Origin of the sequence: Halopseudomonas pachastrellae (assembly GCF_900114765.1) — a bacterium.
GTDB classification, from domain to species: Bacteria; Pseudomonadota; Gammaproteobacteria; order Pseudomonadales; family Pseudomonadaceae; genus Halopseudomonas; species Halopseudomonas pachastrellae.
Map to the genome: position 1 here is coordinate 76,690 of NZ_FOUD01000010.1, position 13,996 is coordinate 90,685.

The window sequence follows — 13,996 nt, forward strand, 5'->3', positions numbered from 1 at the left end:
CGGGCACCCGACTACGCGGCCCTTCGGGTTCGCTGCGTTGCTCGATTTATCGGGGAAGCCTCGCCGGCCACGCGAAAACTCGTCGCTTCGCTCCTCAGACATCCTACGCTTCTTTTTCCCGATAAATCTGCGCTACTCGCCCGCGTAAACGGGAATTGAGCCCGTGCACGCTTGGCGTCCGGAGGTTGGGCTGGTGTGGTCCGAGAGTCGGCGGATAGGCCAGCATCGCTGATTATCCATGTCTGTATATGGGCATCTCTCAGGTGACGCGCTACGCCATCCGCGATATGTCACACATCCGGATACAACGGCTCAATCCCGCCTTCGCCGAGTGCTTCGGCTTCGCGCTGGCGGGTCTGGGTGACTTTGCGCACGGCGCGCCAGAGCGGTTTGCCGCGCCAGGTGCTGTCGATCTGGCCGAACAGGCAGGCGTTGAGTTCGTCCAGCGCGTCGGCCAGCACCGGGTAGGTGTGGCTGAGGGAGATCAGGTCGCTGTCCTGGCGCTTGGCCCAGTGTTCCAGCGCCTTGCGGGCTTCGGCCGGGCGGTTGTGGCGGCAGGCGGTCTGCAGGTCGGCGAGCGGGTTGTCGGGCTGGTCGGTCTCAAGGCTGACGCTGTCTTCATCCAGTTGCTGCAGGGCGTTGAGTTCGCGGCGCGCGGTGCGCAACAGGTGCAGTGCGGCGAGCAGGGCGCAGAACAGCGCCGCGCTGAGCAGTTGCCACGGCCAATTTGGAGAGGCATCGGCGCCCGGTGGCAGGTTCCAGTCCGGCGGCGGTGGCGGGGCGTTGCCGTTGCCGCGCACGTTCAATTGCACAGCGGCCAGCTCGGAGGTTTCCAGTTGATCGGTTTGGGTGTTCCACCACTGAACGCGAATCGCCGGGATCTCGAAGCGGCCGGCATGGCGGGTGACCACCGCAGAGCTTTCCTGACGCAGGCCAAGAATGCCGGAATCAGACAACTGGTTCTCCAGTTGGGGCTGGTCGCTGTACTGACGCAGGTCGTCGTCGCTGTCACTCAGGGCGCTCAGTTCCGGCAGCTGGCTGGCGGTGAGGCCATCGGCCTGGATCGACAGGGTGCGGGTCAGCGGCTCACCCCGTTGCAGCTCCTGATTGGGGTCGGGCTGCCAGTTCTGGCTCAGGCGCACCTGGCGCGCCGGCAGCCATGGCGTGTCGGCCGGGTAGCTGTCCGGCACGGGGCGTACCTCCAGCTGCAGACTGGGTGAGCGCAACTGCACAAACCGCGCGTTGTGCCCGCTGTTGCTGCTTGCCTCGCGGGGTTGCAGGGCGGTGGCGCTGAACAGCTGCGAGGGGATTTCCAGTGGGCCGCTGCGTTGCGGGTAGATGGCGTAGCGAATTTCGATGACGCCGTGTACTACACCGTCCAGCGTGCGTTCGTAGGTTTTCGGCGCGCTCAACGCCTCTACCCGGGCATCGGGGATATCCAGTCCGCTCAGGGTAGAGTCGTCGTACAGCGAGACTGAATGAAAGATACGCAGGGTCAGCAGTACCTGCGCCTGCACATACGGATTACGGGTATCAACCTCGGCATTGATGAATACCGGTGCCTGATTGGCCGGGTCGGCGTTGGCCAGTTGCTCGGCGGTGAGCACGCGCAGGCTGACGGGCTCGCTATGGTCGCCGCGCAGGGTCAGGGGCGGAATCACCACAAAGCCACTGCGCAACGGGCGCAGCTCGATGACCCAACGGGTGACCGGAACGGTACGCCCGTTAATTTGGCTGACCAGGCTCAGGCGGCGGTCGTCGAGCACCTCGAAGTGTTCCTGTAGCGGCGTCAGGTCGAGTTGATCGTCGCGGCTGGCCAGGGTGCTTTCCAGCGTCAGCTCAAGGGTCTGTTCCGGCTCCAGCTGGGTGCGGTTGACGCTCGCCTGCAGCGCCGCCTGCAGCGGTGCGCTGGTGCATAACAGCACAAGGATAAGAAACAGCTGGCGCATTATCGTGGGCGTCCGTCCGGTTGTTGCAGGTGTTGATAGAGAAACTTGCGGCGTAGCAATTCTGCCGGATTGTCATGAATATCGCGCAACCATTGTTGCACCGCCTGTTGCTGTTCTATCTCATGTCGGCTGCTGCCGCCACCACCAACGCCGCTCTCAATGCTGCCGGCGTTGCCGTCATCCGGGCTGTCGACCAGCTCACCCGTCAGAGCCGCGCCTTGCTCGCCTGCCTGGCCGCTGTCGCTGCTGCCTTGTCCTGCGGTATTGCTGCTGGCCGCGCTGCTGTTGTCAGTGGCCTCCGGGGTGGCGTTCTGCGCGTTGGCGGTATTGCTCTGGGACTCTAACTGAGCGTCGTCGGTGACACCGTCCTGCTCTGACGGGTCGCCAGTCCCGGGGCCTGGTTGGTCGCTGTCTGTGGCGTCTGGGGTATCGGACTGTTCTTCGAGGCTGGCAAGATAGGCTTCGACCAATTGGCGGTTGTGACGGGCGGCGGTGTGGTCAGGCGCCTGGGTGAGGGCGGCTTCAAAGGCCAGCAGCGCGCCCCGGTAGTCCTCTGCAAGAGCCAACGCGGTGCCCTGGCTGAAGTGGTGGTTGGCGTTGCTCGGCTCGGCGCTGGCCAGCGCTGCCCAGGTGTCGGCGGCAGCCTGGAAATCGCCGCTTTGCATTAACGCCCAGGCGCGCCACTGCGGGTCTTCAAAGCGGCTGGCGGCCTCGGCGTTTTTGCCTTCCTGCAGCAGTTGGCTGGCCTGTTGATCCGGGCGTTGCCACAAATCCTGCCAGGTCATGGCGCTGGCCGGCGGCGGCAACCATAGCGCGACCAACAGTACCAGCAACCAACCACGGCGCGCCCCCAGAGCGGCCAGCGGCAATAGCAACAACAGCAACCAATGCCCCTGATCCTGCCGCTGCACGGCTGCCGGACCATTGGTGGACTGGCTGTCCGGCACAGCGAGTAATTGCTGCAGGTCGCTTTCGTCGCTGCTCAGGCGGCGGTAGTCGCCGCCGTTGGCGCGGGCAAAGGCGAGCATGGCCTGCTCATCAAGGCGAGGCAGCATGATGCGGCCTTGTTCGTCGCGCATGAAGCCGCCCTCGGCCAGCGGAATAGGTGCTCCGTCGGCCGTGCCGATGCCGATCACCCGCAGTGCACTGCCCAGTTCGCGGCGGGCAGAGGAAGCCGTGGTGTTGTCTGCGTCTTCAATGCCACTGGTCAGCAGCAGCACCTGTGTACGGCTGTCGCCTCGCGAGGCGCGCATGTCGGCGGCCAGCTGCAGGGCTTGATCAAGTTGCTGACCACGCACTGGCATGATGTCCGGGTGCAGTGCATCGAGCAGGTTGCGCAGCGTGTCGTGGTCGCGGGTGAGTGGGGCAACCAGGTGTGCGCTGCCGGCGTAGGCAATCAGCGCCACGCGGCGGTCCGGGTAGTCGCGCAGCAGGTCGCGAATCTTGCGCTTGGCTTGCTCCAGGCGCGTTGGTGGCAGGTCATTGGAAAGCATGCTGCGCGACACCTGCAGCACAATGATCAGGCTGCCGCTGTCCTCGCGCCGCTGGGTGTTATCTGACTCCCAGGCCGGCCCGGCGAGAATCAGCAGAGCCAGTGTCCAGACGCTGCCCAGCAGCAAATAGCGGCCAAGGTAGTGGCGCCCGCTGTGCTGCTGCAGCAGTGCGCGGCGCAGGTTGGCCGGCAGCAGTGCATCCCAGCCGGAGTGCTGACGCCGGTGGCGGTACAGGTACCAGCAGAGCAGCAGCGCTGGCGCGATGCCGAGCAACCAGAGCGGGCGCAGAAAGGTAAAGGGCAGCAGCGAGTCAGGCATGCAGCCTCCGGCGCATCGGGCGACTGCTCCACAGGGCGCTGAGCAACAGGGCGGCAGCGAGTGGCCAGGGATACAGTGGCTGCGCCTCACGGCTGCTACGGTCAGCTCGCTGGCTGGGTTCGAGTTGTTCGATGCGCTCAAGCATCTGCGCCAGCGATGCCTCATCACTGACCCGGAAGTAGGCGCCGCCGGTCAGCTGGGCAATTTCCTGCAGGCTGGCCTCGTCCAGGTCGCTGGCCGGGTCGGCATCGCCCTCCAGTATGCTCAGCAGGTCGCCCTGGCCACTGGCCTGAGCGCCAACGCCCACGGTAAATATGCGGATGTGCTCCTTGGCGGCGACTCTGGCGGCCTGGATGGGGGACATGCCGCCGGCTGTGTTGGCGCCGTCGGTTACTAGCAGCAGCACTCGGCTGTTGGCCGGCTGGGCACTGAGCCGCTTGATCGCCAGGCCAATGGCGTCACCGATGGCGGTGTCGCGGCCGGCAAGACCAATAAAGGCTTCACTCAGCCACAGGCTGACGCTGTCCAGGTCATAGGTCAGTGGCGACTGCACGTAAGCCTTGCTGCCAAACAGAATCAGCCCCAGCCGGTCACCGCTGCGCTGGGCGACGAACTCGCTCAGCCAGTGCTTGACCACGCTGAGACGGTCGCTGGTGGCGCCTTCGAGCTGCAGGTCGCGGGTGTCCATACTGGCGGAGAGGTCGATGGCCAGCATCATGTCGCGGCCGCTGCTCAGCGGTGGCAGCGGGGCGCCCAACAACTGGGGTCGGGCCAGGGCGCACAGCAACAGCAACCAGATCAGGATCAGCGGCGCGGCGTTGCGCGTTGTGCGTCCCAGCGGCTCCTGATCTGCCTGTAGTCGCTTGAGCCTGGGCATAAAGCCGATGTGCAACGCACGGGCCGGGCGCTCGGCCGGCGGCAGCAGCCAGCGCACTATCCAGGGCAGCGGTGCAAGCAGCAGCGCAGCAGGCCAGGCGAACTCAAGCATGGTTGTACCTGATCCAGCGCAGCAGCTCGCGCTGCAGGCTGCGTCGTTGCTGGGGGCTCAACTGTAGCTCGGCCTGGTACAGGGCATGGCCGAGCGGTGCCAGCAGGTCGCTGCGGGGGCGGGGATAATGGCGGCAGAGATAATCGACCCAGGCCTGTCCGTACAGACGGGTGGCGGACGCCTCGCCGCGGGCTTTGAGGTGCCGTTTCAGTTGTGTGTTGAGTGCGGCCAGCCAATCCTGATCCGGCAGGCTGTCGCTTACCTCCCAGATGATGCGCTGCGCCTTGAGACGGCGGCGCTGGCGCTTGCGGTTGAGCACCAGCAACAGTGGCATCAGCACCGCCAGGGCGAGCAGCACTGCAGCCAGCAACAGCCAGCCGGGAGCCGGTGGCCACCAACTGATCGGTGGTGGCGCGCCGGGCATCAGCAGGCTGCCCTGCAACGGGCTGCTCATGCGCCGCCCGCGCGTGTTGAGCCGCTCAGGGTGTCGCGCAGCTGTTCGTGGGCGGGTTGCCGTGTGTCCAGCGGCAGCAGGCTGCAACGCAAACGCCGCGCTAGCCGCAGCCAGGCCTGGCGCTGGGCGGTGAACTGGGCGGCGTAGTCCTCGCGCACGCTGTCTTGCTGGGTATCCAGGGTCAGGTGGCGTTCGCCCTGGACAAAATCCAGCGGACCAAAGCGGGGCAGCTCGACATCCAGCGGGTCAAACACCGGCAGCAGAATCAGGTCGTTGTGGCCGGCCAACGGCACCAGCAGGCTCTGATTGAGTCCTTCTATAGCGGCGTGATCACAGACGATATAGAGAATGCTGCCCGGGCGGATAATCTCGCGGCTGTGGCGTAGCGCCATATTCAGCGGCTCGTTGGCCGGCTCGTACGGGTCGTGAGATTCGGGCGTCAGTGCCTGGTCGGCGTCCACCAGCAGCTGCAGCAGTTTGAGCAGCGCCTGACGATCGCGCCGGGGCCGTACTTCGTGGCACTCGCGAGGGCCGAATACCATGCCGCCCACCCGGTCGTGATGCGCTAGCGCGGTCCAGGCGATGAGTGCGCAGGTCTCTGCCGCCAGCACCGATTTGAAGCAGCGCTGGCTGCCGAAAAACAGCCTCGGGCTCTGCTCGCCAATCAGAAATACCGGGCGCTCGCGCTCCTCGTTGAAGACCTTGGTATGTACCTTCTGGCTGCGTGCGGTAACGCGCCAGTCGATGTTGCGGATGTCGTCACCGGGCAGGTAGGCGCGCACCTGATCAAAGTCCACACCTCGGCCGCGCAGGCGAGAGTTCTGCTGACCGGTCTGCCGGCTGTTACGCACCGGGCGGCTGAACAGCGGCAGTTCATGGCAGTGTCTGCGGGTGGCGAGCAGACTCTCCAGCGTGCAGTGGATGGCCGGGTCGACGGCAGCACTCATGGCGCTCAGACCACCGGCACCGAGTCGATCAGCAGGTTGATCGCCTGATCGCTGTCCATACCTGCAGCCTCGGCCTCAAAGCTCAGCAGTACGCGGTGACGCAGCACGTCGTGGGCGATGGCTTGCACGTCTTCGGGGCTGACAAAGTCGCGCCCGGCCAGCCAGGCGTGGGCGCGGGCGCAGCGATCCAGCGCAATAGTGCCGCGCGGGCTGGCGCCCATCTCCAGCCATTCGGCCAGTTGCGGGTTGTACTGGTCGGGTCTGCGGGTGGCCATGACCAGCTGGATCAGATACTCCTCCACCGCATCGGCCATGAACAGCTCAAGCACTTCCTGGCGGGCGGCGAGAATGCACTGCTGGCTGATGCGCTCGGCAATGCGCGGTTCCTCGCCCCGGGCTTCGCCCCGAGCCAGTTGCAGAATCTGCCGCTCAAGGGCCGCATCCGGAAAGCCAATGCGCACGTGCATCAAAAAGCGGTCGAGCTGCGCCTCTGGCAGCGGATAGGTGCCTTCCTGCTCGATCGGGTTTTGCGTCGCCATCACCATGAATAGCTCGGGCAGCCCGTAGGTCTCGCGGCCGATACTCACCTGGCGTTCGGCCATGGCCTCCAGTAGGGCAGATTGCACCTTGGCCGGCGCCCGGTTGATTTCATCAGCCAGCACCAGATGATGAAAGATGGGGCCTTGCTGAAAGCTGAAGGTGGCGGTTTCCGGGTGGTAGACCTCGGTGCCGGTAATGTCGGCGGGCAGCAGGTCGGGGGTGAACTGAATACGGTGGAAGTCCGCCTCGATACCCTCGGACAGGGCTTTGATGGCCTTGGTCTTGGCCAGCCCGGGAGCGCCCTCGACCAGTACGTGACCGCCAGCCAACAAGCTGATGAGCATACGGTCGATCAGATGTTCCTGACCGAAAATGTGTTGGCCCATAAAGGCCTTCAACTGCAGCAGGGAATCCCGATGGGTCATGTGGTGTCCGTTGTTCCGAGGCACGGGCTGGAATCAGTGGGTGTCACTGTAACGAAAAGCCCTTGGTCTAGACTATCCTCACAGACAAAAAACAGTGTGCCCGCAAGGGCCCAAGCCGCCGACCGAATACACCCAACCCCCAGGAGGGAGGCAAGATGGCGCTGATCACGGCCAGTTCCAAGCAGGCGTTTATCGAGCAATTGCAGGTCCGTTTGCAGGATCTGGTACCGCGTGGTGACCACAGTGCTGTAGCGCAGTTTTGCAGCCAGTTCTTTGGCATTGCCACGCTCGCAGAGCTGGAGGTGCGCCAGGATGCAGATTTGCTGGGCTGCACGCTGTCGGCCTGGCGCTTTGTGCAACAGATGCCGGGGGGCGATGTGAAGTTGCGGGTGTTCAACCCCGACACCGAGCAGCATGGCTGGCAAAGCACCCACAGCATTGTCGAGGTGCTGCATCGTGACCTGCCGTTTCTGGTCGATTCGGTGCGCATGGAGCTGACCCGCCAGGGCTATGCCATTCACAACCTGTACAACAGCATCGTGCATGTCGAGCGTGACCAGAGCGGCAATCTCAAAAAGCTGCTTGCGCCGGGCGCGCAGGCCGCCGATGCCCGCGCCGAATCGGTCATGTACATCGAGATTGACCGGGCCACCAACGCGTCTGATCTCAGCGCCCTGCAGAACGGGCTGCTGGCTGCGCTGGATACGGTGCGCGCCACCGTACAGGACTTTAGCGCCATGCGTGAGCGGGTGCAGGCGCTGATCAGCCTGCTCAACAGTCGCCGCAAGCAATATTTCTCGCGTGACGAGCGGGCCGAGGCGGTGGCCTTTCTCGAATGGCTGCTGGATGACCATTTCACCTTTCTGGGCTACGAGTGCTTTGCCATTAATGAGGGCCTGCCCGAGCAGCGCCTTGGCCTGCGCACCGACGCCAGCCTGGGTGCGCTGGCACTGAATCCGCGCGATGAGAATCTTGGGGGTTTGCCGGACACGGTTACGGCCTATCTGCAGGCTCCGCTGTTGCTGTCGTTTGCCAAGGCCTCTCAACTGAGCCGTGTGCATCGGCCGGCGTACCCGGACTATGTCTCGGTACGGGAGGTAGATGCTGACGGTAACGTGCTGCTGGAACACCGCTTTATGGGGCTTTATACCTCGCGGGTGTATTCCGCGCTGGTTGACCATATCCCGCATGTGCGGCGCAAGGTGGCTCATGTGCGCGAGGTGTCCGGCTTTATCCCGCGCAGCCATCTGGCCAAGGAGCTGGAGCAGGTGCTGCAGGTGCTGCCCCGTGATGACCTGTTCCAGACCCCGGTCGACGAGCTGGCGCAAACTGCAATTGCCATCGTGCAGATGCAGGAGCGTAACCAGATTCGCGTGTTCCTGCGCCGTGGCAACTATGGGCGCTTTTATTATTGTCTGGCCTTTGTGCCGCGGGATGTCTACTCCACCGATATTCGCCGCACCATCCAGGAGGTGCTGACGCGCCGCGTGGAAGCCAGCGAAAGCGAGTTCTGGACCTACTTTTCCGAATCCACCCTGGCGCGCACCCAGTTCATTCTGCGCGTTGACCCGACCAAGCCGCTGGATATCGACCCCGTGAAAATTGAACAGGAAGTGGTGCGCGCCTGCCGCAACTGGCAGGACGAGTTTCGTGATCGTCTGCTCGAAAGCCTGGGCGAGGCGCGTGCGACTGACGTACTGGCGCACCTGGGCGATGGCTTTCCGCCGGGTTACAGCGACCGGTTTACCCCTGCCACCGGGGTAGTTGATTTACAGACCCTGCTGGGGCTGACCGAGGCCGAGCCGCTGGCCATGAGCTTTTACCAGCCGCTGGCGCAAAAGCCCGGTGTGTTGCATTGCAAGCTCTACCACCTGAATGAATCACTGCCGCTGTCGGATGTGATCCCGGTGCTGGAAAACCTTGGCCTGCGGGTGCTGGGCGAGTTTCCGTTCCGCGTGGTGCAGGCAGACGGCACGCAGTTTTGGATTCATGATTTTGAGTTCACCTTTGGCGCCGGCGCCTCGCTGGATATTCAGGAGACCAACGCGCTGTTCCGCGATGCCTTTGCCGCGGTCTGGTCCGGGCAGGCAGAGAATGACGCCTTCAACCGGCTGGTGCTGCTGGCAGGGCTCCCCTGGCGTGATGTGGCGCTGCTGCGCGCCTACGCGCGTTATCTCAAGCAGATTCGCCTGGGCTTTGAACTGCCCTATATTGCCAGCACCCTGGTGGCGCACGCGGATATCGCCCGCGAGCTGGTGCGGCTGTTTCGTACCCGTTTCTATCTGGCGCGCAAGCTCAGCGCCGATGATCTGGCGGAGATGCAAGGCAAGCTGGAAAGGGCGATTCTGGGCGCGCTGGATGACGTGGCGGTGCTCAATGAAGACCGCATCCTGCGCCGCTATCTGGACCTGATCAAGGCGACGTTACGTACCAACTTCTATCAAAACGATGACGAAGGCGACGCGCGCGAGTACCTGAGCCTCAAGTTTGACCCGACGCAGATTCCAGAACTGCCGCTGCCGCGTCCGATGTTCGAGATATTCGTGTATTCGCCGCGCGTTGAGGGTGTGCACCTGCGCGGTGGCAAGGTGGCCCGCGGCGGGCTGCGCTGGTCTGACCGCGAAGAGGATTACCGCACCGAGGTGCTCGGGCTGGTCAAGGCCCAGCAGGTGAAGAATGCGGTGATCGTGCCCGTTGGCGCCAAGGGCGGCTTTGTTCCGCGCCGGCTGCCGCTGGGTGGCAGCCGTGATGAGGTGCAGCAGGAGGCGATTGCCTGCTACCGCCTGTTTATCCAGGGCTTGCTGGATATCACCGACAACCTGGTCGACGGCAAGGTGGTGCCGCCAGCCAACGTGGTGCGCCATGACGGCGACGACCCGTACCTGGTGGTGGCGGCCGACAAGGGCACCGCTACCTTCTCCGATATCGCCAACGAAATTGCCGCAGGTTACGGTTTCTGGCTGGGCGATGCGTTCGCCTCTGGCGGCTCTGCCGGGTACGACCACAAGAAAATGGGGATTACCGCGCGCGGCGCCTGGGTCTCGGTGCAGCGGCATTTCCGCGAGCTGGGGCTGAATGTGCAGACCGATCCGATCAGCGTGATCGGGATCGGCGACATGGCCGGCGACGTATTCGGCAATGGCCTGCTGCAATCGCGCAGCCTGAAGCTGGTGGCGGCATTCAACCACCAGCACATCTTCATCGACCCCGATCCGGACCCGGAAACGAGTTATCAGGAACGTCAGCGCCTGTTTGCGCTGCCGCGCTCCAGCTGGACGGACTATGACAGCAGCCTGATCTCCGAAGGTGGCGGGGTGTTCGCTCGCAGCCTCAAGCAGATCACGCTGACCCCGCAGATGCGCGCCTGCTTTGGCATCGAGGCCGAGCGCCTGACGCCAACCGAGCTGATTCATCAGTTGCTAAAGGCGCCGGTCGATCTGATCTGGAACGGCGGCATTGGTACCTACGTCAAGGGCAGCATGGAGACCCACGCCGATGTGGGTGACAAGGCCAACGACGCCCTGCGCGTCAACGGCCGCGACCTGCGCTGCCGTGTAGTAGGTGAGGGCGGCAATCTGGGGCTGACGCAGCTGGGCCGTATCGAGTTTTGTCTGGCCGGCGGAGCGCTCAATACCGACTTTATCGACAATGCCGGTGGCGTTGACTGCTCCGACCATGAGGTCAATATCAAGATTCTGCTGAACGAGGTGGTCGCCGCCCAGGACATGACCGCCAAGCAGCGCAATACGCTGCTGGCCAGCATGACCGACGCGGTTGCCGATCTGGTGCTGGCCAACAACTACAAGCAGACCCAGGCAATCAGCCTGGCGCAGCGTCAGGCAGCGCAGACCATGGGCGAGTATCAGCGCTTTATCAGTGCTATGGAGAGCAGCGGCAAGCTCAATCGTGCGCTGGAGTTCATCCCCGATGATGAGCAACTGGCAGAGCGCAAAGCCAACGGCAAGGGGCTGACCCGCGCCGAGTTGTCTGTACTGATTTCCTACTCCAAGGCGGATCTGAAAGAAGCGCTGGTCGCCTCCGACGTGCCCGAGGACCCGTATCTGGCGCGGGAGCTGGAGACGGCCTTTCCGCAGGTGCTGATCAAACGGCATGCTAAGGCGCTGGCCAGCCACCGCCTGCACCGCGAGATAGTGTCGACCCAGTTGGCCAACAACCTGGTCAACCACATGGGGATTACCTTCCTGCGCCGGCTGGTGCAATCGACCGGAGCCAGCATCAGCGACGTCGCCCGCGCCTGGGTTGTCGCGCGGGACGTGTTTCATCTGCAGACCCACTTCGCCGGCATCGAAGCGCTGGATCATCAGGTGGCCGCCGAGGTGCAGCTGGAGCTGATGGACGAGCTGATGCGCCTGGGCCGTCGGGCCAGCCGCTGGTTTATTCGCAACCGCCGGTCCCAGCTGCTGCCGGAACGTGAGGTTGAGCACTTTGCACCGTGCATCGAGACCCTGGCCAAACGCTTTGATCAGCTCCTTGAGGGCGAAGTGCGCGAGCTGTGGGAAGCGCGCTTCAATCGCTATGTTGAGGCCGGGGTGCCGGAAGCCATTGCCCGCGTGGTGGCAGGCACCGGACATGCCTACACGCTGCTCGGTATCGTTGAAGCGGCCGATGCAACCGGGCAGAATGCCGAGCGCGTGGCGCAGGTGTTCTTTGCTCTGGGCAGTCAGCTGCACTTGCCGTGGTTCAGCCAGCAGGTCAACAGCCTGCCGGTCGACAACCATTGGCAGGCGCTGGCCCGCGAAAGCTACCGGGACGACCTGGACTGGCAGGTGCGCAGCATGACCGTGGCCGCGCTGCAGGGTGGCGATGACAACCAGCCCGTAGACGCCCTGGTTGCCGAGTGGATCAGCCGCAATCAGGCGCTGGTGCAGCGTTGGCAGGCCATGCTGGCTGAGCTGCGCAGCGTTGGTGCCGGTGACTACGCCATTGTGGCTGTGGCCATGCGTGAGCTGCTGGATCTGGCGCAGCACGCGCGGCACCACGGTGGCGAGGGCGGTGGCGACTGAGTGCGTTGCTTCCTGTCCAGCGCAGCAACATGACACCGGGCGGTAGTCGCCGCCCGGTGTCTCGCTTCAATCACTGTGACAGAAGGCAGCATGCAACAACTTATTCTCGACCTCGCGCTGCCCGCAGAGCGTTATCTGGCCTGGTATCAGGGCCGCGCCGAACGGGTCAGCATGGTCAGTCGTGATGGTCGACGGGTCAGCCTGCCGGCGCATCACCTACGACCCTTTCTTACCCATCAGGGTGTGTACGGCAGCTTTGTGCTGCAGTTCACCGACGAGGGCAAGCTGATCAAGCTCGAACGTCTGGCGGACTGATCAGGTATACTCTGCAGCCTGATTTTTCTGCTCCGGATGCCGCCATGTACGATTTGCTTCGCTCGCTGATGTTTCGCCTGCCCGCAGAAACCTCCCACGACCTCGCACTGGACATGATTGGTGCTGCCGGCCGCCTGCGCCTTGCCGACAAGCTGGTGCGCCCGGTGCCGTCGCAGCCGGTGCAGGTCATGGGGCTGACCTTCGACAACCCGGTGGGGCTGGCGGCAGGTCTGGACAAGAATGCGGTTGCCGTGGATGGCCTGGCCGCCATGGGTTTCGGCTCAATTGAAGTGGGCACCGTTACCCCGCGCCCGCAGCCGGGCAACCCCAAGCCGCGCCTGTTTCGTTTGACCGAGCAGCTGGCCATCATTAACCGCTTCGGTTTCAACAACCAGGGCGTGGATGCCATGCTGGAGCGTCTCGATGGCGTGCGCTACCAGGGCGTACTGGGCATCAATATCGGCAAGAACGCGGTAACCCCGGTAGAGAACGCCGTGGATGATTACCTGTACTGCCTGCGCAAGGTCTACGACCGCGCCAGCTACGTCACCGTCAACCTGTCGTCGCCCAACACCCCCGGTCTACGCACGCTGCAATACGGCGAGGCGCTGAAGGTGCTGCTGGGCCAGATCAAGCAGTGTCAGCAGCAACTGGCTGCCGAGCGTGGGCGCTACGTGCCTATCGCCATCAAGATCGCCCCGGATATGACCGCAGAAGAAGTCACGCTGGTTGGCGCAACCTTGCTGGAAGAGGGCATGGATGCGGTGATTGCCACCAATACCACCCTTGATCGCAGCGCCGTAGCAGACTCGCCCTACGCCAATGAGGCGGGTGGGCTCTCGGGGGCACCGCTGACCGATATGTCCACCGAGGTCATCCGGCTGCTGGCCGATGAGCTGAAAGGGCGCATGCCGATTATCGGCGTGGGCGGCATCTTCAGTGGCGCCGATGCGGCGGACAAGATTGCTGCCGGTGCCAGCCTGGTGCAGCTGTACAGCGGCTTCATCTACCGCGGGCCGGAGCTGGTGCGTGAGTGTGCTGATGCGATTGCGGTGATGCCACAGCCCTGAAAATGGAAGCCCCCGCAGAGCGGGGGCTGGGTGGGCCCTCTTGGGCCCGGCGCTGTGGGCGAGCGCCTTGGGGAAAAAGTAAACGCTGTGGTAACGGCCTTAGCCGACGGCGTGCATCTCGTTCAGGCGATGTACCCCCGAGATGCCGGTATATCCATCCCAACGGTCCGCGCGACCTTCACGCCAACCATTGATCCAATTCTGGCGGGTAGAGGGGTTGTTAAAAGGGCAGGTGTCCTGAGATTTGCCACTCACTCCATGCTGGTAACCGCGTTGAAATGCTCGTTCCATCGGATCACGCTTGAGTCTTCTCATAAGTTGGCGTCCTCGCTTGCTATGACAGGATCGGAACAATCAGAGTTGCTCCGCCATCGGATGCGCAGCCATGGATCGGCTACGCTGCATGGAGACCGGGAAAAAGGGTTGTCTGGCCCGGCTCCGAATACTGTCTCACCGCTAACGTCATACCCTGT

General features: G+C 63.7%; 10 protein-coding genes. 3 read left to right on the forward strand and 7 right to left on the reverse strand.

Annotation, left to right across the window (positions count from 1 at the left end; all coding sequences use genetic code 11):
• Positions 1–290: 290 nt before the first annotated feature.
• Genes BM116_RS09490 through BM116_RS09515 form a run of 6 tightly spaced genes read right to left on the reverse strand, consistent with a single transcriptional unit; the run spans position 291 to position 7,114 of the window.
• A complete protein-coding gene (locus BM116_RS09490; protein ID WP_083724219.1) occupies positions 291–1,949 on the reverse strand; it encodes a BatD family protein in 1,659 nt (552 codons plus the stop codon).
• A complete protein-coding gene (locus BM116_RS09495; RefSeq protein ID WP_169847219.1) occupies positions 1,949–3,760 on the reverse strand; it encodes a VWA domain-containing protein in 1,812 nt (603 codons plus the stop codon). Before BM116_RS09495 ends, BM116_RS09490 begins: the two co-directional genes overlap by 1 nt.
• The gene (locus BM116_RS09500) at positions 3,753–4,748 is read right to left on the reverse strand and encodes a VWA domain-containing protein (protein WP_083724223.1); all 996 of its coding nucleotides are present in this window, start codon (positions 4,746–4,748) and stop codon (positions 3,753–3,755) included. Before BM116_RS09500 ends, BM116_RS09495 begins: the two co-directional genes overlap by 8 nt.
• Positions 4,741–5,202: a DUF4381 domain-containing protein gene (locus tag BM116_RS09505; RefSeq protein ID WP_083724225.1), complete on the reverse strand. Its 462-nt coding sequence runs from the start codon at positions 5,200–5,202 to the stop codon at positions 4,741–4,743. Before BM116_RS09505 ends, BM116_RS09500 begins: the two co-directional genes overlap by 8 nt.
• Complete coding sequence (locus BM116_RS09510; RefSeq protein WP_083724227.1) at positions 5,199–6,149, reverse strand: DUF58 domain-containing protein; 951 nt, start codon at positions 6,147–6,149, stop codon at positions 5,199–5,201. The genes BM116_RS09505 and BM116_RS09510 overlap by 4 nt, the downstream gene beginning before the upstream one ends.
• Positions 6,150–6,154: 5 nt before the next feature.
• Entirely contained in the window at positions 6,155–7,114 is a 960-nt protein-coding gene (locus BM116_RS09515; protein ID WP_083724229.1) for an AAA family ATPase, read from the reverse strand.
• A gap of 155 nt (positions 7,115–7,269) precedes the next feature.
• On the opposite strand from BM116_RS09515, the gene BM116_RS09520 reads away from it, so the two are divergent.
• From BM116_RS09520 to BM116_RS09530, 3 genes are all read left to right on the forward strand, one after another.
• Entirely contained in the window at positions 7,270–12,138 is a 4,869-nt protein-coding gene (locus tag BM116_RS09520) for an NAD-glutamate dehydrogenase (protein ID WP_083724231.1), read from the forward strand.
• Positions 12,139–12,228: 90 nt separating this feature from the next.
• On the forward strand, positions 12,229–12,453 hold the full coding sequence (locus tag BM116_RS09525) for a DUF2835 domain-containing protein (RefSeq protein ID WP_083724233.1): 225 nt from the start codon (positions 12,229–12,231) through the stop codon (positions 12,451–12,453).
• 44 nt (positions 12,454–12,497) lie between these two features.
• Positions 12,498–13,523, forward strand: a complete 1,026-nt coding sequence (locus BM116_RS09530; RefSeq protein WP_083724235.1) for a quinone-dependent dihydroorotate dehydrogenase — start codon at positions 12,498–12,500, stop codon at positions 13,521–13,523.
• A 99-nt stretch (positions 13,524–13,622) separates the two neighbouring features.
• On the opposite strand, the gene rmf is transcribed toward BM116_RS09530, so the two are convergent.
• A complete protein-coding gene (gene rmf, locus BM116_RS09535) occupies positions 13,623–13,838 on the reverse strand; it encodes a ribosome modulation factor (RefSeq protein ID WP_083724237.1) in 216 nt (71 codons plus the stop codon).
• Positions 13,839–13,996 lie beyond the last annotated feature (158 nt).